The organism is Arthrobacter crystallopoietes BAB-32 (genome assembly GCF_000328305.2).
Taxonomy (GTDB): domain Bacteria; phylum Actinomycetota; class Actinomycetes; order Actinomycetales; family Micrococcaceae; genus Crystallibacter; species Crystallibacter crystallopoietes_A.
On record NZ_ANPE02000060.1, the window covers coordinates 1 to 18,128 of the forward strand.

22 protein-coding genes are annotated in these 18,128 nt (G+C 65.8%); 6 read left to right on the forward strand and 16 right to left on the reverse strand.

Annotated elements, in window-relative coordinates; translation table 11 throughout:
• The 6 genes from D477_RS02155 to fabF form a co-directional block, all read left to right on the forward strand.
• On the forward strand, positions 1 to 528 hold a 528-nt coding region (locus D477_RS02155; RefSeq protein ID WP_005266820.1), incomplete at its 5' end, for a transketolase-like TK C-terminal-containing protein.
• Between the two features lie 161 nt (positions 529 to 689).
• Entirely contained in the window at positions 690 to 1,961 is a 1,272-nt protein-coding gene (locus D477_RS02160) for a PucR family transcriptional regulator (RefSeq protein ID WP_081608435.1), read from the forward strand.
• A 95-nt stretch (positions 1,962 to 2,056) separates the two neighbouring features.
• Complete coding sequence (locus D477_RS02165) at positions 2,057 to 3,034, forward strand: ACP S-malonyltransferase (RefSeq protein WP_005266824.1); 978 nt, start codon at positions 2,057 to 2,059, stop codon at positions 3,032 to 3,034.
• 11 nt (positions 3,035 to 3,045) lie between these two features.
• Positions 3,046 to 4,098, forward strand: a complete 1,053-nt coding sequence (locus tag D477_RS02170) for a beta-ketoacyl-ACP synthase III (protein ID WP_424579993.1) — start codon at positions 3,046 to 3,048, stop codon at positions 4,096 to 4,098.
• A gap of 110 nt (positions 4,099 to 4,208) precedes the next feature.
• Entirely contained in the window at positions 4,209 to 4,454 is a 246-nt protein-coding gene (locus D477_RS02175; RefSeq protein WP_005266827.1) for an acyl carrier protein, read from the forward strand.
• Between the two features lie 97 nt (positions 4,455 to 4,551).
• Positions 4,552 to 5,787: a beta-ketoacyl-ACP synthase II gene (gene fabF, locus D477_RS02180; protein WP_005266829.1), complete on the forward strand. Its 1,236-nt coding sequence runs from the start codon at positions 4,552 to 4,554 to the stop codon at positions 5,785 to 5,787.
• A gap of 109 nt (positions 5,788 to 5,896) precedes the next feature.
• On the opposite strand, the gene D477_RS02185 is transcribed toward fabF, so the two are convergent.
• The 16 genes from D477_RS02185 to D477_RS02260 all read right to left on the reverse strand — a co-directional run bounded on the left by D477_RS02185 (position 5,897) and on the right by D477_RS02260 (position 18,001).
• Positions 5,897 to 6,400: a DUF3145 domain-containing protein gene (locus D477_RS02185; protein ID WP_005266832.1), complete on the reverse strand. Its 504-nt coding sequence runs from the start codon at positions 6,398 to 6,400 to the stop codon at positions 5,897 to 5,899.
• A 200-nt stretch (positions 6,401 to 6,600) separates the two neighbouring features.
• Positions 6,601 to 7,557 carry a tyrosine-type recombinase/integrase gene (locus D477_RS02190; protein WP_005266833.1) on the reverse strand — a complete coding sequence of 319 codons (957 nt, stop codon included), beginning with the start codon at positions 7,555 to 7,557 and terminating at the stop codon, positions 6,601 to 6,603.
• A gap of 124 nt (positions 7,558 to 7,681) precedes the next feature.
• Positions 7,682 to 8,881 (reverse strand): DNA-processing protein DprA, encoded by a 1,200-nt coding sequence (dprA, locus tag D477_RS02195; protein WP_005266836.1) that lies wholly within the window; start codon positions 8,879 to 8,881, stop codon positions 7,682 to 7,684.
• A complete protein-coding gene (locus D477_RS02200) occupies positions 8,881 to 10,425 on the reverse strand; it encodes a YifB family Mg chelatase-like AAA ATPase (protein ID WP_005266838.1) in 1,545 nt (514 codons plus the stop codon). The genes dprA and D477_RS02200 overlap by 1 nt, the downstream gene beginning before the upstream one ends.
• Positions 10,425 to 10,781 (reverse strand): YraN family protein, encoded by a 357-nt coding sequence (locus D477_RS02205; RefSeq protein WP_005266840.1) that lies wholly within the window; start codon positions 10,779 to 10,781, stop codon positions 10,425 to 10,427. The genes D477_RS02200 and D477_RS02205 overlap by 1 nt, the downstream gene beginning before the upstream one ends.
• A 98-nt stretch (positions 10,782 to 10,879) precedes the next feature.
• Positions 10,880 to 11,206 (reverse strand): DUF2469 domain-containing protein, encoded by a 327-nt coding sequence (locus tag D477_RS02210; RefSeq protein ID WP_005266842.1) that lies wholly within the window; start codon positions 11,204 to 11,206, stop codon positions 10,880 to 10,882.
• 56 nt (positions 11,207 to 11,262) lie between these two features.
• Positions 11,263 to 12,114, reverse strand: a complete 852-nt coding sequence (locus D477_RS02215; protein ID WP_005266844.1) for a ribonuclease HII — start codon at positions 12,112 to 12,114, stop codon at positions 11,263 to 11,265.
• Positions 12,111 to 12,863: a signal peptidase I gene (gene lepB / locus D477_RS02220; RefSeq protein ID WP_005266846.1), complete on the reverse strand. Its 753-nt coding sequence runs from the start codon at positions 12,861 to 12,863 to the stop codon at positions 12,111 to 12,113. Before lepB (D477_RS02220) ends, D477_RS02215 begins: the two co-directional genes overlap by 4 nt.
• A 2-nt stretch (positions 12,864 to 12,865) precedes the next feature.
• Positions 12,866 to 13,573 carry a signal peptidase I gene (gene lepB, locus D477_RS02225; protein ID WP_005266848.1) on the reverse strand — a complete coding sequence of 236 codons (708 nt, stop codon included), beginning with the start codon at positions 13,571 to 13,573 and terminating at the stop codon, positions 12,866 to 12,868.
• 19 nt (positions 13,574 to 13,592) lie between these two features.
• Entirely contained in the window at positions 13,593 to 13,952 is a 360-nt protein-coding gene (gene rplS / locus D477_RS02230) for a 50S ribosomal protein L19 (protein ID WP_005266850.1), read from the reverse strand.
• Between the two features lie 228 nt (positions 13,953 to 14,180).
• Positions 14,181 to 15,050, reverse strand: coding sequence for a tRNA (guanosine(37)-N1)-methyltransferase TrmD (gene trmD / locus D477_RS02235; protein ID WP_005266852.1), 870 nt, complete (start codon positions 15,048 to 15,050; stop codon positions 14,181 to 14,183).
• Positions 15,051 to 15,596, reverse strand: coding sequence for a ribosome maturation factor RimM (gene rimM / locus D477_RS02240; RefSeq protein WP_005266853.1), 546 nt, complete (start codon positions 15,594 to 15,596; stop codon positions 15,051 to 15,053). It abuts the gene before it with no gap.
• A gap of 119 nt (positions 15,597 to 15,715) precedes the next feature.
• On the reverse strand, positions 15,716 to 15,958 hold the full coding sequence (locus tag D477_RS02245; protein WP_005266855.1) for an RNA-binding protein: 243 nt from the start codon (positions 15,956 to 15,958) through the stop codon (positions 15,716 to 15,718).
• Positions 15,958 to 16,392 (reverse strand): 30S ribosomal protein S16, encoded by a 435-nt coding sequence (rpsP, locus tag D477_RS02250; RefSeq protein WP_005266857.1) that lies wholly within the window; start codon positions 16,390 to 16,392, stop codon positions 15,958 to 15,960. The genes D477_RS02245 and rpsP overlap by 1 nt, the downstream gene beginning before the upstream one ends.
• Before the next feature lie 191 nt (positions 16,393 to 16,583).
• Positions 16,584 to 17,069: a hypothetical protein gene (locus D477_RS02255; protein WP_005266859.1), complete on the reverse strand. Its 486-nt coding sequence runs from the start codon at positions 17,067 to 17,069 to the stop codon at positions 16,584 to 16,586.
• Between the two features lie 41 nt (positions 17,070 to 17,110).
• Positions 17,111 to 18,001, reverse strand: a complete 891-nt coding sequence (locus D477_RS02260; protein ID WP_005266861.1) for a VOC family protein — start codon at positions 17,999 to 18,001, stop codon at positions 17,111 to 17,113.
• Positions 18,002 to 18,128 lie beyond the last annotated feature (127 nt).

The following is an 18,128-nucleotide window of genomic DNA, read 5'->3' on the forward strand; positions in this document are numbered from 1 at the left end:
CCGGCCAAGATCGACGGTCCCCGCACCCAACTGCTGGCCTCCGGCGTTGCCGTTCCTTGGGCTCTCGAGGCCCAGCAGATCCTGGCCGAGGACTGGAACGTCTCCGCCGACGTCTGGTCCGTCACCAGCTGGAACGAACTGCGCAGGGAGGGCCTGGCGGCTGAGGAGGAGGCCTTCCTCCACCCGGGCCAGGAGGCGCGCAAGCCTTTCGTCACCCAGCAGCTCGAGGGCGCGACAGGACCGATCGTGGCTGTCAGCGACTACATGAAGTCGGTTCCGGACCAGATCCGGCAGTTCCTGCCCAACGAATTCGCCACGCTGGGCGCCGATGGCTTCGGCTTCTCGGACACCCGCGCTGCCGCCCGCCGGTACTTCAAGATCGACAGCCACTCGATCGTGGTCCGGGCGCTGCAGATGCTCGCCCGCCGCGGCGAAGTGGACCAGAACGCGCCCAAGGAAGCGTTCGAACGCTACAAGCTCACCGACGTCAACGCCGGAACCACCGGCAACGCCGGCGGCGAGTCCTAGCCAATCGCCGGCGCGACCGGCCCTCGACGCTGCGGCGGGTACCCAACGGGTATCCGCCGCAGCGTTTTCCTTCCCCACGGGACGGACACCGCCCGGCTTTAGTAGGAAACACACAAACGGCCGGAATGGAGCCGACACCGGCAACTGCGTATGCTCGATGCATGCCCCACCCTCGGACCGAACCCGCTGCAGCGGCCTCCGGCGCTCCGCCAGCAGCTACCCGCAGCGCGAAAGGAGCCTCGGGAAAGGTGGCGCCAGCCAACGCTGCCACCTTGGATCGGCTGCGCTCCCGCATCGGTGCTTTGTCCACGACGACCTTGAAGCGGCTGGAAAACGACCTGCCCTGGTATCGCAGCCTGAGGCCGGATGAGCGGGCCGCCCTAGGCCTCGTGGCGCAGAAGGGCATCGCCTCCTTCGTCACCTGGTATGAACGGCCGACGTCCCCTGCCTGGGTCATGAACGATGTGTTCGGCACCGCCCCAACGGAGCTGACCCGCTCCATCAGCCTCCAGCGGGCACTGCAGTTGATCCGCGTCGTCGTTGAAGCTGTCGAGGACCAAGTGCCGGACCTCGCCGGCGGCAATGATGAAGCCGCCTTGCGCGAGGCCGTCCTTCGTTATTCGCGCGAGGTCGCCTTCGCCGCTGCAGATGTCTACGCACGCGCGGCAGAAACCCGCGGTGCCTGGGACACCCGGCTGGAAGCCTTGGTCGTCGACGCCATACTGCGCGGCGAAAGTTCAGATGCTTTGCGGTCGCGGGTCGCCGCCGTCGGCTGGAAGTCCTCCGGCCGGATCACCGTCATGGTCGGCAGCTCGCCGGGCGAACCCAGCCCGACATTCGTGGCCGAAGTGCGCCGCGCCAGCTCACGCTTCGCGGACGACACCCTTGTCGGCATCCAGGGCGACCGGCTCATCCTGGTCCTGGGCGGCATCTCGGACCAAGGTTCGGCGTTCCTGCGGCTCAGCGAACTCTTCGGTCCCGGCCCCGTGGTGTACGGGCCCGAGTCGAATTCGCTGGTCGACGCCAGCCTCTCCGCCCAAGCGGCCTTCGCCGGCCTGACTGCAGCACGGGCTTGGCCGGGGGCTCCCCGCCCGGTGGCAGCCAACGACCTCTGGCCGGAACGTGTGATGTCGGGCGACGAGGCTGCGCGCAGGGACCTGTACAAGTTCATCTACGTCCCGTTGCTGAACGCCGGCAACGGCCTCGTGGAAACCCTCTCAAGCTACCTGTCCCTCGGCCATTCACTGGAGGCCACCGCCCGGGAACTGTTCGTCCATGCCAATACCGTCCGCTACCGGCTCCGCCGGGTTTGCGACGTCACCGGCTGGGACCCCCTGCTGCCGCGCGAAGCCTTCGTCCTGCAGACGGCGCTCGTCGTCGGCCGGCTGCTCGGCGCGCGCGCCGGCCAGGACCCTGTTCCTACTCGGCAGTAATATAGGCTCCTTGTAGACTTCCTACAAAGCGGTCCGGTGAGCTTGGTCTGCCGAAACACCCTAGGAACTGCACCCTCTTTGGAAAGCTGGATAACGTGCTTGCTATCGTCTGCCCCGGCCAGGGGTCCCAAACGCCAGGTTTTCTGTCCCCATGGCTCGAGGTTCCCGGCGTCGCCGACCATCTGGGCCTGCTGAGCGATATTGCCCAGCTCGACCTCGTCGAGCACGGAACGGTTTCCGGCGAGGAAACGATCAAGGACACAGCCGTTGCCCAGCCGCTGATCGTCGCGGCCGGCCTCATCGCCGCCAAGGCCCTCACGGCCAATGACCCGCTGGACCTGTCCACCGTTGTCGCCGGCCACTCGGTCGGGGAAATCACTGCTTCGGCGATTGCCGGCGCCCTCAGCGAAAACGACGCCATGGCCTTCGTCCGAGAACGCGCCAACGCCATGGCCCGGTCCGCCGCCCAGGCCCCCACGGGAATGAGCGCCGTGCTCGGCGGGGATCCCGCCGACGTCCTGGCCGCGATCGAGGCCGCCGGCCTGACCCCTGCCAACTCCAACGGCGGCGGCCAGGTAGTCGCCGCGGGAACGCTGGAACAACTGCAGGCCTTCGCAGCCAATCCGCCGGCCAAGGCCCGGGTAGTGCCCCTGAAAGTCGCCGGAGCCTTCCACACCGTGCACATGGAACCCGCCGTCAGCGTACTGGAAGCGCTGCGGCCGCAGCTGTCGCCGTCATCCCCTGCCCTGACGCTGCTTTCCAATTACGACGGCGAGCCGGTCGCGGGAGGCGAACAGAACCTTGACAGCCTGATCGCCCAGGTGTCCCGTCCGGTGCGGTGGGACCTCTGCATGGAGGAAATGCTGTCCGTGGGCATTACCGGCCTCCTCGAACTGACTCCGGCGGGCACGCTGACAGGCTTGGCGAAACGCGGCATGAAGGGCGTGGCCACACTCGCGCTCAAGACGCCCGACGATTTGGAAGCTGCCCGCGATTTCATTGCCGAGCACACCCGGCAAACGCCGCAGAGCCTTACCACTGTTGAAGAGAAGTCTGGAGATACCAACCAGTGAGCACTCCCGTCATGCGCCAGTCACAGCTGCGCGAACATTCACGCATCCTCGGCTACGGCGCGTACCGGCCGGACGTCACAGTCACCAATGAGGACGTCTGCCAATGGATTGAATCCTCGGACGAGTGGATCCGACAGCGTACGGGAATTGTCACGCGGCACCGGGCGGGCGCCGACACGTCCCTGCTGGACATGGCCGAGGGCGCTGCCAGGGATGCCATGGCCAAGGCCGGTATTGAAGCGTCGCAGCTCGGCGCCGTTATTGTCTCGACTGTTACGCATCCCCATGCCACGCCGTCGGCAGCTGCAGCTTTGGCTGACCGGATCGGTGCTACGCCTGCACCGGCCTTTGATATCTCAGCAGCCTGCGCCGGCTACTGCTACGGAGTCGCCCAAGGGGATGCCTTGGTCCGCTCCGGGACGGTCGAATACGTGCTGGTTGTGGGCGCCGAAAAGCTCTCGGATTTCATTGACAACACCGAGCGCACGATTTCTTTCCTCCTCGGTGACGGCGCCGGCGCCGTTGTCATCGGTCCCTCGGACACTCCCGGCATTGGACCCTCGGTGTGGGGTTCCGACGGAAGCAAGTGGGACGTCATCAGCATGACCCACCCGTTGACCAATATCCGGCAGCTGTCGCTGGCGGCAGAAGCAGCAGGTTCGCTGAGTGCGGCCGCAGCCGAAGTCGGGGACCAGGACCACAAGCTCTGGCCGACGCTTCGCCAGGACGGACAGTCCGTCTTCCGCTGGGCGGTCTGGGAAATGGCCAAGGTGGCCCGACGCGCATTGGATGCTGCCGGCGTCGAACCCGAAGACCTCGCGGCCTTCGTGCCCCACCAGGCGAACATGCGCATCATTGACGAAATGGTCAAACAGCTGAAGCTCCCGGAGAACGTCGTCGTTGCCCGGGACATCGCTGATGCCGGAAACACCTCAGCCGCATCGATTCCGCTGGCTACGCACCGGCTGCTCCAGGAAAACCCCGAACTCAGTGGAGGGCTTTCCCTGCAAATCGGTTTCGGCGCAGGTCTGGTCTTCGGTGCACAGGTCGTGGTTCTGCCGTAGTATCGCAGCGTCGCGGCACACTCAGAGAAATATTTGCCGAGCCAAACCGTAATCTGCGGTTTGACAACCCACCCCGGACAGCGCGCCGGTTACAAGAAAAGGAGCCATCTATGGCTAGCAACGAAGAAATCCTGGCAGGTCTGGCCGAGATCGTTAACGAGGAGACCGGCCTGGCTCCCGAGGCGGTTGAACTGGACAAGTCCTTCACCGACGACCTGGACATCGACTCCATCTCGATGATGACCATCGTGGTCAACGCCGAGGAAAAGTTCGGCGTCCGCATTCCGGACGAAGAGGTCAAGAACCTCAAGACCGTCGGCGACGCGGTCGACTTCATCGCCAAAGCCCAGGCCTGATTTCCCACTGGGAAGCCGGCGGCCGGACACCAGCCACAGCTGACTCCGGCCGCCGCCCATTGTTTTTTCCACCCCACCACCTCGAGAGATTGAGTACATGGCACGCAAAGTAGTCATCACCGGCCTCGGTGCAACCACCCCCATCGGCGGCGACGTCCCCACGACCTGGCAGAACGCGCTCAAGGGTGTCTCGGGAGCCCGCACGCTCGATGATGAGTGGGTTGCCCGGTACGAGCTACCAGTGACCTTTGCCTGCCGGGCCAGCAACAGGCCGGACGAGGTCCTCACCCGGGTCGAGGCCAAGCGGATGGACCCGTCCACTCAGTTTGCCGTAGTTGCAGCACGCGAGGCGTGGAAAGACTCCGGCATCGAGGACATCGACCACGATCGCCTCGCCGTCGCCTTCGCCACCGGCATCGGCGGCGTCTGGACATTGCTCGATGCCTGGGACACGCTGCGCGACCGCGGCCCGCGCCGGGTGCTGCCCATGACGGTCCCCATGCTTATGCCCAACGGCCCTGCCGCTGCAGTGAGCATGGATCTCGGTGCCCGCGCCGGCGCGCACACGCCGGTTTCGGCCTGCGCCTCCGGCACCGAGGCGATGTCCATGGGCATCGAACTGATTCGCGCCGGCAAGGCCGACGTGGTCATGACCGGCGGCGCCGAAGCTGCCATCCATCCGATGCCGCTCGCTGCCTTCAACGCCATGCAGGCGCTCTCCAAGCGCAATGACGATCCGGAGCACGCCTCGCGGCCGTACGACACCGCCCGGGACGGATTCGTGATGGGCGAGGGCGCCGGCGCCCTCGTGCTGGAGGCCGAGGAGCATGCGCTGGCTCGCGGCGCGCGCATCTATGCCGAGCTTGCGGGGTCCGGCGTGACCGCCGATGCCTACCACATCACTGCTCCCGATCCGGAAGGTCTCGGCGCCACCCGGGCGCTGAAAGCCGCACTCTTCGATGCTCGTGCCCAGGCCACCGACGTGGTCCATGTTAACGCCCATGCCACCTCCACGCCGGTCGGCGACAAGCCGGAGTACACTGCCCTGAAGGCCGCGCTCGGAAGCCATGTGGACAACGTCGCCGTTTCGGCCACCAAATCGCAGACCGGCCACCTGCTGGGAGCCTCCGGTGCTGTCGAATCGGTGCTGACCGTCCTGGCGGTCTACGAACGTAAAATGCCGGTGACGATCAACCTGGAGAACCAGGACCCGGACATCCCGCTGGATGTGGTGACCTCCGCACGGGACCTGCCCGGCGGCGATATCGTCGCCCTCAACAACTCCTTCGGTTTCGGCGGCCACAACGCCGTCGTGGTATTCCGCAACGTCTGAGAACCTTTCCTTCCGCGACTGCAGAGGGAAAGTAAGGGCGGCCAAGCCATGACGCTTGGCCGCCCTTTTCGACGCCTGAGGAGGATGCGGTCTAAATGGTGACTTCTGCCTAGCCCACCTGGTGGAGCCAGCGGACGGGGGCGCCTTCGGCAGCATGCCGGAAGGGTTCGAGTTCTTCGTCCCAGGCTTCGCCCAAGGCAAGGGAGAGTTCGTGGTAGACCGCGGCGGGATCCCCTGCCCCCGATTCATAGGCGTACCGGATGCGGTCTTCGGAAACCATGATGTTGCCATGGACGTCCGTGACGGCGTGGAAAATGCCAAGTTCAGGTGTGTGGGACCAGCGGCCGCCGTCCACCCCGGCGCTGGCCTCTTCAGTCACTTCGTAGCGCAGGTGCGCCCAGCCCCGCAAGGCGGATGCAAGCATTGCGCCCGTACCCTGCGGTCCCACCCAGGACAGCTCGGCGCGGTACATTCCGGGCGCAGCAGGCTGAAGTGTCCACTCCAGGTCCGTGCGCTTATCAACGACCGACCCCACTGCCCACTCGATATGCGGGCACAACGCGGTCGGCGCCGAGTGCACGAACAGTACTCCACGCGTCATCACAACAGACATCCCATCCTCCATTTGCTGTAGGTACGTCTTCCCCAACGACCTTCAGCCCCGCGGACAGGAATCCGATGCGGTACCGTATTCGTTCCGGACACTACCGGAACAGTATTTCGTCAAATCGTTTGATTCCGGGACTCATTCTGCCGCATGTCCCGAAATTGCGCCAGTGTAACTCGCACGATCCGTCCAGTCACGTTCCAGCGTCAAGCCCGCGGATGGGCCTGCCGGTAGCTGGAGTTCAGCCGTTCCACCGACACATGGGTGTAGAGCTGCGTAGTAGCCAGCGACGTGTGGCCGAGGATTTCCTGGACTGCCCGAAGATCGGCTCCCCCATCGAGGAGGTGGGTGGCTGCGCTGTGCCGCAGGGCGTGGGGCCCGCGGGCCGCTGTATCCGGAAGCACCGAGAAGAGTTCGGCCGCCACCGACCTGATCTGCCGCGGGTCGATCCGGCCTCCCCGCCTGCCCAGGAACAGAGCCGTTCCGCTCAGCGTAGTGGCCAACCGGCCACGTCCGCGGCGCAGCCAGTCGTCCACGGCAGTAGCTGCAGGGATCCCGAACGGGACGGCGCGTTCCTTGTTGCCCTTGCCCAGTACGCGGACTATACGACGATCATGGTCCACGTCGTCCATGTCGAGCCCGGCAAGTTCGCTGACCCGAACACCGGTAGCGTAGAGCAGCTCCACCATGGCCCGGTCGCGCAGTGCCACTGGACTCCCCTCCGCGGCCCGCTCGGCCAGACCTCCGAACAGCTGGTCAAGTTGGCGCTGCTGCAGGACCTCGGGCAGCGCAGACTGCTTCTTCGGCGCCCTCAGTCGTTGGGAAGGGTCCTCCGTGATGAGCTCTTCCCGAAGCGCCCAGGCCAGGAACGTTCGTGCAGCTGCCGCACGGCGTGCCAGGGTGGCCCGCGCCAGGCCCGCTGCATTCATGTCCCCGAGCCAGGAGCGGAGGACCGCAAGACCGACGTCGGTTAACTGCCGGGCCGAGCCCTTTGCTGCAAATTCCAGCAAGTGTGCCACATCGCCCAGGTATGCCCGGACAGTATGCTCCGACCGTGCCCGCTCGGCGCGCAGGTAGCGGGCGAAAGCGGCCAGGGCAGAGGCGAAAGCAGGAGGAAGGTCGTCGGCTTCAGCAGGTTCGGCGCGGTGCTGGCGGTCGGTCACCTTCCCACTGTCGTGGATCCTTCGCCGAAGCTCAAGCAGGCACACGGACGGGTGGTTCAAGGCGCCCGTGTTGGTCAGGCCCGGTGTTCCTCTCCACCTCTGCTGGACCGGCCCTCTGCAAAGTTCAGGAGCTTTGCGCCCGGCGCCAGCCGGAGCCGTCCTGCGCCGCCAAGCCGCGTGCTTGGAGCCGGCCGAGGCCGGCCAGGACCGTACGGGCCGGAAGCCCGGCTACAGGCACCAACTTGTCTACACTCACGCCCTTGCGGACCGGAAGGGCGTCCAACAGCAACAAGTCCTCGACGCCCAGGCCGTCATGGTCGGCCAGGACCTCCTGCGGTGTCGAGGAGGCCAGCGCGTCGAACGGGCCGGCCAGCTCTGCGACCTCGGCGGCATCGGTCACGCAGACTGCGCTGCCGTCGCGCAGCAGCCGATGGGTCCCCGCAGAGTTGGCTGAGTAGACTGATCCAGGCACGGCGCCCACAGGTCGTCCGAGGCCGGCGGCATGATGGGCCGTGTTCAGGGCGCCCGAGCGCCAGCGGGCTTCTACGACGACCGTCGTTCCGGACAAGGCCGCAATCAGCCGGTTGCGTTGCAGGAACCTCCAACGGGTCGGTGCCGAACCAGGCGGCACCTCGGCCAGCAGGAGTCCGCGTGCCGCAATGGATCGGAGCAGTTCCTCATTCCCCGCCGGATAATATCTGTCCAGCCCGCACGCCATGACGGCCATGGTGGCCGGAAGCGACGGATCTTCGGCTGCCGCCAGCGCCGAGCGGTGCGCCTGGGCGTCGATGCCGTACGCTCCGCCCGAGACTACGCAATAGCCGCGCTGGGTCAGCCCTGCGGCGATGTCTCCGGTCACCGAGTTGCCATAATTGGTGCTGTCCCGTGAACCGACCAAGGCGACGGTTCGGTTGGCCGGTGGAACTGCCAGGGCCGGATCACCACGGACCCACAAGCACAGCGGCTCCCCCAGTTCCAGGTCGGCCAAGGCCGGCGGCCACAGCTCGTCCCCGGGCACCAGCAGCTGACCGCCGAGCCGCTCCATGGTGGCCAAATCCCGTTCCGGAGCCAAGTCCTTGACCCGCGGAGCCCACCGCTGCAGGCCGTCCTGGAGCATCGATTGCTCCGGCTGGCCGGACCGGCGGTCCAAGACGCGGAGCAGTTCCGCTTCCAGCCCATTTCCGGGAGCAAGTGCGCCGGTGGCGATTCTTAGGGCGTCGATGGGGCCGACGGAGGCCACCAACCCCAGCCCCACCCAGTCCGATGGTTCCATCAGGCGTGCCAGCGCTGCTCTGGCGCGGCGTTCTTCCGATACTGCGTCCATTAGGCAGCCATCCTTTCGTTCTGGCGGTAGGCAAGCGCCATGCCAACGCAATCCCGGTCCGGCGCCGCGGCGCCTGCGAGGTCCGCGAGGGTCCAAGCCACCCTGAGCACGCGCGTGTAGCCGCGGGCTGTCAGGACGTTGTTGTCCATGGCCCGGTCCAGGTCCGCTGACGCCTGGCGGGACACCCGCAGGGGGCCCTTGAAGAGTTCGGCCGGCACTTCTGCGTTGAACTCGTGGCCCCAAGGCAGGAGCCTCTCCAGCTGCGCCTGACGTGCCTCACGCACTCGCGCGGCAATCTGTTCGCTGCCTTCCTGCTGCACTGCTGTGGTCATGTCGGCCCGAGTCAGGCGTCTGAGCGCCAACTGCAGGTCAATCCTGTCGATCAGCGGTCCGGAAAGCTTGCCGAAATAGCGCCGGCGTTGGGTCGCCGTGCAGGTGCAGTCCAGGCCTTTCTCATCCGACCTGCCGCAGGGACAGGGGTTGGCGGCGAGGACAAGCTGGAAACGTGCCGGGTAGGTTGCGGCACCGGCCGCCCGGTGCAACACCAGCTGGCCGCTCTCCAACGGCTGGCGCAGGGCGTCCAGGACCGCCCGGTCATATTCCGGTGCCTCGTCAAGGAACAGCACTCCCCGGTGGGCACGCGAGGCGGCCCCAGGCCGTGGCATGCCGGAGCCGCCCCCAATGATGGAGACCGCTGTCGCGGTATGGTGCGGGTTCTCGAACGGCGGGCGCCGCAGCAGCTCCGTCAACTGAGCCGTGGTCGTGCTCAGTGAATGAACCGCCGTCACCTCCATGGCATGGTGGTCCGGCAGGTCCGGCAGGATTCCCGGCAACCGTTCGGCCAGCATGGTCTTTCCCGCTCCCGGCGGCCCCACCAGCATGATGTGGTGTCCCCCGGCGGCAGCAACTTCCAAGGCAGTCCGCGCCTCATGCTGACCCGCGATGTCTGCCATATCGGGAATGTGACCTGCCGCGGCTGCCTGCGGGCCGGTGGCGCCGTCGGGCGGGTCCACCGGCGGCAGGATCACCAGCGCCGGATTTGCGCCGAACGCCAGCAGCAGTTCGGCGACCGAAGAGAAACTGGTGACACGGGCGCCCGGCACAAGTTCGGCTTCGGCCCGGTTCCCGGCTGCGACAACAACATCCGGATGGCCTGCGTCGACGGCGGCCATGACAGCCGGCAGAACGCCGCGAACCGCACGCAGCCGGCCATCGAGCCCCAGCTCAGCGAGGAAAACGGTGCCGCCGCTGGAGCGGACATCACCCGCTGCTTGGAGCGCAGCCATCAGGATCGCCAAATCGAATCCTGAGCCCTTCTTCGGCAGCGAAGCCGGGATCAGGTTGATGGTCAGTTTTCGGCGGCTCAGCGGGATGCCTGCGTTCCGAGCGGCGGAGCGGATTCGGTCCTTTGCCTCGTTGAGGGAAGCATCCGGCAAGCCCAGCAGCACAAAGGCCGGTAATGTCTGTCCGATGTCTGCTTCGACTTCGACGACGTGGCCGGCCAGCCCGACCAGGGCCACAGAGAAGGTTCTGCCCAGCCCCATCAGCTGATTGCCTTCACGTGTTCGATAACCGGCGGATGCCGGCCATCATCCAGCACCGCGACCGCGTCAATGCGGAACCCGGCGGAGGACATCCCATGGGCGCGCAGCCACTGCCGGGCCAGGACCTGCAGCCTTTGGACCTTGGCTGGAGTAATGGCTTCAAGCGGATGACCGTAGTCGACGGAACTGCGCGTCTTGACTTCGGAGACCACGACCGTCGCCCCTTCAAGGGCGACGATATCGATTTCGCCGGACGGTCCGCGCCAGTTTCGGTCCACGATCCGCTGGCCAGACCGCTCCAAGTAAGCCGCCGCCAGCAGCTCGCCTGACCTGCCGAGTTTGTCTTTAGCTCTCATGCGCTCCAGCGTGCCGCGGCAGAGTCGCAGCAAGCGGAAGCGGCTCCGGTTATGTGCAAAGCCTCCGGATCAGGCGGTGCTGTGGAGGACGACTCGCCTCAGTTGCCCAGGCCGGCATCCTTCGGCAGGGTCAGGTCTTCCGACTTGCTCAGTTCTTCGATATTGACGTCCTTGAACGTCAGGACCCGTACTTTCTTGACGAAGCGGGCCGTCCGGTAGATGTCCCACACCCAGGCATCCTGCAGGGTCAGATCGAAGTAGATCTCGCCATCGGCTGACCGCGCTTGAAGATCCACGTGGTTGGCCAGGTAGAAACGCCGCTCCGTCTCCACGACGTAGCTGAACAAGCCGGCCACATCGCGGTATTCACGGTAGAGCTGCAACTCCATATCCGTCTCATAGTTCTCAAGGTCTTCAGCGCTCATGAATCCATCTTCTCCCAGATCAGCAAGGGACGCCCCCGGGCACTGCGGCAGCGGGGCTACGGCTGGCCAGCCACCAGCACCGGTTCGCCCTCTGCCGGGCCTGCCGGGAAAACCCCATGTTCCGCCAGTCCCTTGCCTTCCGGGACGCCCGCATCCTCCGGCAGAGCTCCACCCGCCGGGACGCCCGCATCCTCCGGCAGTGCTCCATCCGCTGGTGAGCCCTCATCCGCGGGGAGGCCTTCGTCCGGCATCAAGCGCCAGCTGCGCCGGTGGACGGCAGAGGGGCCGTATTCGGTGAGCGCAGTCCTGTGTGCCGCCGTGGCGTACCCCTTGTTGATGTCCCATCCGTAGGCCGGATGTTCCAGGGCGAGTCCTGCCATGAGCGTGTCGCGCTCCACTTTCGCCAGGACGCTGGCGGCCGCCACGCTGAGGCAGTTCAGGTCTGCTTTGATCCTGGTGTGCACTGGGGCGTCGCACCCGGTCCCGCCATCCTCTTCGAACAGCGATGGCTGCTCTACGGGCGAAAGCCAATTGAAGTTGCCATCCAGGATGACCGCATCCGGACGCGCTGTCTCAAGCACCGCTTGCCAGGCACGGGTGCCGGCGAGCCGGAGAGCGGCGGTCAGGCCGATAGCGTCGATCTCCTCGGGCGATGCATGGCCAACACCGTAGGCGGCGGCCCACGCCTGGATCCGCGGAACCAGCAGTTCGCGGTCCTTGGGGCTGAGCAGCTTGCTGTCCCGCACGCCCTTGAGGGCCTTGACGGCGGCGGCGTCGACGACCACCATGCCGACCGTGACCGGTCCGGCCAGCGCGCCCCGTCCGACTTCATCCGCACCGGCGATCATCCGAAGTCCCTGCGCCGTAAATGAGCGTTCGAACCGCAAGTGCGGATTCTTCGGCGTCATTGTCCGCTCTCCTGCTCCGTCCGTCCCGCAGGTGCGCTCTCCGGTGCGGGACCACCGCTGCCCGCCGGCGGGACCGCGTCGAACACCTCCGGATAGTTGCCCAAGACCGCCATCCGATCCAACGGCCAGGCAATGACGGCGGCCTTGCCTTCCACCGCCTCAAGGTCGATAAAGCCCCCCGAAGCTTCCTCCCGGTGTTCTCTGGAGTCCGCCGAATGGTTCCGGTTGTCCCCCATGACCCAGATTTTACCTTCGGGAACGACGACGTCGAAGGGCTGGCTTTCGTTGACCGATTCCGGGTGCAGGTAGGGTTCCGACAAGGCGTGGCCGTTCACAGTGATCCTGCCGTCAGCATCGCAGCAAACCACCCTGTCGCCGCCGATGCCGATGACCCGCTTAACCAGGTGCTGCTGTGAACTGTCCGGCAACAACCCGACGAAGGTGAGGGCCTGCTGGAACCAGTTGCCGCCGTCGTCGGCCTGGCCGTTGGGCGGCAACCAGCCCAAGTCGTCGCGGAAGACGACCACGTCGCCGCGCTGCAGTCCGATGGGCTCGGGAACAAGCAGGTTGACGAAGATGCGGTCGTTGACCTCGAGGGTGTCCTCCATGGAGGTGGAAGGAATGTAGAAAGCCCGGAACAGGAAGGTCTTGATCAGGAACGACAGCAACAAAGCAACGGCGACGATAATCGCGATTTCCTTCAGCCACGCCAGGGCCGGGTTCCTGCGCTTGTCTGCCGCCTTCTCCATGTTCACTTTCCTTCATCCGTCCCTGTGTCCAGGGCAATTCTCTCCAGCTGGCCTGAGCGGTCCGCTGGCCAAATAATCTGCGTAGCCCGGCCGATCACCCGGTCCGCCGGGATCATGCCGCCGCCCGGAGCACCCAGCAGTCCCCTGGAATCAGCAGAGACGGAACGGTGGTCCCCCATCAACCACAACCTATCCTGCGGCACCTGCACCGAGAACTCCACATCGCTCGGCGCGTCGCCCGGGTACACATAGGGCTCGTGCACGGGCTCACCGTTGACTTCAAGGAGGCCCTCGGCCGAACAGCATTCCACGGTGTCACCGGGCACGCCGATGACCCGTTTGATGTACGTCGTGCCGTTGCCTGCCACGCCGAGCCACTGCCCCAGTTGCAGGAGCGCATCAACGTACGCTGGGTTTCCGCTGTGGAACGGGGCGAAGGACCCCCGGCCGTCGAAGACGACCAGGTCGCCCCGCCGGATCGGGCCGAACGCGTAGTCTGTTCGCGACACGAGGACGCGGTCGCCCTCGGCCAGTACTGGTTCCATCGAGTCCGAGGGAATGAAGTAGACATCCACCACCGTAGCGCGGACGACCGCGGCCAGTACGAGGGCAGCGGCCAGTGCCGCGAAGACAAAACGCCAGCCCGGAAAACCGGACCGGCGTTCTGCACGCTCCCCGGATCTTGGCCGGGGAGCTGAATGGTCTTGCACCGTTTGGATCGCGGAACTGCTACTTGGCAGCGCCGAAGTCGCGCTTTTCCTTGATCTTGGCGGCCTTGCCATGGCGGTCGCGCATGTAGTACAGCTTGGCGCGGCGGACATCGCCCTTGGTCACAACTTCGATCCGGTCAATGATCGGAGAGTGGACCGGGAACGTACGCTCGACACCGACACCGAAGGAAACCTTGCGGACGGTGAAAGTCTCGCGCACGCCGTCGCCCTGGCGGCCCATCACGAAGCCCTGGAACACCTGGATACGAGCGGTCTTGCCTTCGATGATGTTCACGTGGACCTTGACGGTGTCACCGGCGCGGAACTCGGGGATGTCGCTGCGCAGCGAGGCTGCGTCAACGGAATCGAGGATGTGCATAGTTGTCACTCCTGGTGAACGCCACAGGTCATTCACTTTGGTCACGGCGCCGGAAGACCGGCAACGCCGGGGCATTCCAGTACCGAAAGCTATTCGACCGGCGGGTCCGGGACTCGGCCGCCGGTGTGCTTGGCTGTTGGCTGCACGCCCCCTGTGGCAGGCGCAGGCCCAGTAAGCACGATCAATAATTGTGCCACAAGGCAGGCGTATGGCGCTAATCAGGACTAATCAGGACCGCGCTTCGGAGGCCTCGCCGGGCTCGGCCGGTGCAGGACCGGCCGCAGTGTGTTCGGCCGTTGCGGGATCGGCCAATGCCGCCCGATCCGCACTGTCCAACTGGTTAGCCAGAGCCTCGATCAGGTCCGGCCGGCGCTCGGCTGTCCGGCGCAGCTGCTCGTCCCGGCGGAAGCGGGCGATCCGGGCATGATTGCCGCTGAGCAGCACATCCGGCACCTGCCGTCCGCGCCAGACCGAGGGCTTGGTGTAGACCGGGTACTCGAGCAGGCCGTCCGAGTGGGACTCCTCCACGAGGGATTCCGGGTTTCCAACGACGCCGGGAATCAACCGTCCGATGGCTTCAACCATGGCCAGCACCGCCACTTCCCCGCCGTTGAGCACATAGTCGCCCAAGCTGACAGGCCGGACGCGGAATGATCCGGCCGCCCACTCCATGACACGTTCGTCGATGCCCTCGTACCGGCCGCAGGCGAACACCAGGTGTTCCTCCCCGGCCAGCTCATGCGCCATGGACTGCGTGAACACTTCACCCGCCGGGGATGGCACGATCAGCACCGGCCGGCCAGCGCCGTCGTGTTCCGGCACTTCCGCCGCAGTTTCCGTTGCCTCCGCAGTCGCTGGGGAGTGTCCCGCTCCGGCGAGCACTGACTCCAGGGCCAGAGCCCAGGGCTCAGGCTTCATCACCATGCCGGCTCCGCCCCCGTACGGCGTATCGTCCACGGTCCGGTGCCGGTCCGTAGTGAAGTCCCGCAGATTGCGCACGTTCAGTTCAAGCAGGCCGTCCTGCCGGGCCTTGCCGATCAGGGACAGGCCCAGAGCGTCCAGGTACTCGGGAAAAATACTAACGACGTCGATGCGCACCTAGCGCTCCCCCTCGCCGTCGTCGGGGGTGCTCAGGTTCCCCGGGCTGTTCAGTTCGAAGAGGCCCGGCGGCGGAGTGAGCCGCACGAACCCGGCCTCGGTATCCACCTCGGGAACGATCTGTTCGACAAAGGGCACCAGGACCTCTTCGCCGTTGGCGGCCTCGATGACCAACTGGTCTTGGGCGGGCATGGTGTTCAGGGCGACGACGCGGCCGACTTCTTCATCGCCGATGAACGCTTTCAGGCCGACGAGCTCATGTTCGTACCAGGCGTCCTCGTCCTCGTGCTCCTCGCTGTCCACGAACAGCTTTGCGCCGCGGAGTTCCTCGGCGCCGTTGCGGTCCGCGACCTCTTCGAAGCCAAGCAGCAGGATCTCCTTGTTCCAACGCGCCGTCCGCAAGGTCAAGGGGCCGAGGCGCTCGGGTTCAACGACGAACTGGCTTCCAGCCACGAAGCGCTCTTCGGGCGCATCGGTAAGCACCTGGACGGTGACTTCTCCGCGGATGCCGTGAGGCTTGCCGATCCGGGCAACCTGGACGTGCAATGGGTACTCCTGTCGGGGGATGGTTCATGGGACGGTCGGGGCGAAAGAAAAGCATCCGGCCCCGCCACCATGATCTGGTGCCGGGGCCGGATGCCTCGACTAGGTTTGCTGGCGTGCTGTCAGCGGCGGCGGTCCGTATCCACCACGTCCACGCGCACCGGTTCACCGTCTGCCAAAGCAGCGATGACGGTCCGCAGGGCGCGGGCGGTACGGCCCTGCCTGCCGATCACGCGGCCCAAATCATCCTGGTTCACCCGCACCTCGATAATATCCGAGCGGCGGTTGCTCTTCATCGCGACCTTGACGTCCTCCGGACTGTCAACGATTCCGCGGACCAGGTGTTCGAGCGCTTCGGCCAGCATTACTCAGCCTTTGCGGTCTCGTCAGCTTCCTCGGCGGGAGCTTCGGCAGCAGCCTCGTCAGCATCTTCCTTCTTGGCCTTCGGGGTGATGGCCTCGGGGATGATCACGGATTCCTTTTCGGGAGCCACAAAGGCTTCCTTGGCAGCCTTGGTCTTGAGGGTGCCTTCCTGGCCCTCAATGCCCTTGAACTTCTGCCAGTCACCGGTGATCTTGAGCAGCGCTGCAGCCTGCTCGGTCGGCTGGGCGCCAACGCTGAGCCAGTACTGGGCGCGCTCGGAGTTGATCTCGATGAACGAGGGCTCTTCGGTCGGGTGGTACTGCCCGATCTCTTCGATGGCACGGCCGTCGCGCTTGGCGCGGGCATCCATGACAACGACGCGGTAGTGGGCAGAGAACTTCTTACCGAAGCGCTTGAGGCGAATCTTTACGGCCACTGTTGTGGTCACTCCTGGTTCTGAAAATGGGCGAACCCGTATGTCTGCTCCCGTGGGGCGGGCCATGGTTGGGGTTCAAAGGACAAGATACTTGCGCGGAGAGAGGGGCCGCGCAGATCGAGTACCCGTCCATTGTGCCAGATGAGGCCAATCCGCGCGAGTCGCACCGGCGCGGATTGGCCGTGCGGGGATTACGCTTCCGCGGTGCTGCTCCAGACATAGAGCTGCAGCCGCTCCCCTTCGTCGACCTGTGACGCCAGTTCGGCGATGCGGCGGACATATTCCTCGGCCACGTCGCCGGCGAACGGCATGCCCTCTTCCGCAGCCCAAGCGGAGGCGACCTCCGGGATCAGCGAAGCACCGCCGTCGTCAACGTGCGTGAGCAGCTCCGAGAGGGCCTGGACCATGGCGTCCGGGGCCACCATGAGGAAATCGCTCGAGACATCGGCCATGTCCAGATCCGACGGCCCCGCTGAGCCGACCGCCTTGGCAGCGAGGCCGCCGAGGATCTCGATCTCCAGGTCGGTAATCCCGTTGATGCGTGCGTTCGGCGCGTCCTCGACGGCGACATCGGAAGCATCCGTGTCCGCGCGGGACTCGAAGCTGGCCTCGAGTGCCGCGGCCCGGCGTACGGCCACGTCATGGGTGGCGACGAAGACTTCAGTGGTTCCCGACATTGAGCATCCCTCCACGGTCGGCTTGCTGGTGCGCTCTCAGCCTAACCGACAGCCACGCGCAGCTGGTTCCGCCACGGGTCTTCGAAGCGAAGCTCAGCGCCGGTGTGGTGGTGGCCGATCCGGGCGCTGGACAGCCGTTCGGCGAGGGCGCCGACTTCGTCTTCGTTCGGCACGTGGATCAGCACTTCGCCGAGGCCGAGGGTGTCCTTGCGCGGACCGGCACCACGACTGTTCCAGACATTCATGGCCATGTGGTGGTGGTAGCCGCCGGCGGAGACGAACAGCGCCTGTCCGTGCCAGCCCGCGGTGCGCTCGAAACCGAGGGTCTTGACATAGAACTCTTCGGCCACTTGGGTGTCGCCGACCTGGAGGTGGACGTGGCCGATCTGCGCGCCGGCCTCCCGCTGGCCCGCCAGCGACGCTTCCGTCAGGTGGTTCTGCAAATACAGCTGCGGCGGCAGCGCCACGTTGTCCATCTGCACTTCCCGGGTACCGTCCGCGGCGGTGGCCCACTGCCAGCCCTCGCGGGGCTTGTCGTAGTACAGTTCGATGCCGTTGCCCTCGGGGTCGGTGAAGTAGAACGCTTCGCTGACCAGATGGTCCGCGCTGCCCGCGAACCGGCGCGCGTCATACTGCGCTGCGGTGGCCAGCGTCGCAGCAAGCGCCGCCCGGTCTTCGAACAGGAACGCAGTGTGGAACAGGCCAGCTTCGCCGCGGGACGGCAGCTGGAGGCCGCCGGCCGGTGCAAGGTGCACCAGCGGAGTGGCACCGCGACCCAGATACACGCCGCCGAGGCCTTCGCTCAGCGGCTCCAGCCCAAGTGCCTGCTGGTAGTACGAGGTCATCGTCTTCATATCGCCGACCTTCAGCATGACCGCGCCCATAGTGAGGTCAGCCGGCAGCAGGTCCTGGGAATTCGCTTGAAGTTTCATGCAATTCATAATACTTGAAGCTTCATCTTTATTCCAGATGCGGGTTTGCCTCGGCAGGCACGGGTGAAGAGGACGAATGATGCAAGCCCGGCGGCTGGCACGCGGCGGGGCGGCAGCGGCGCGACGG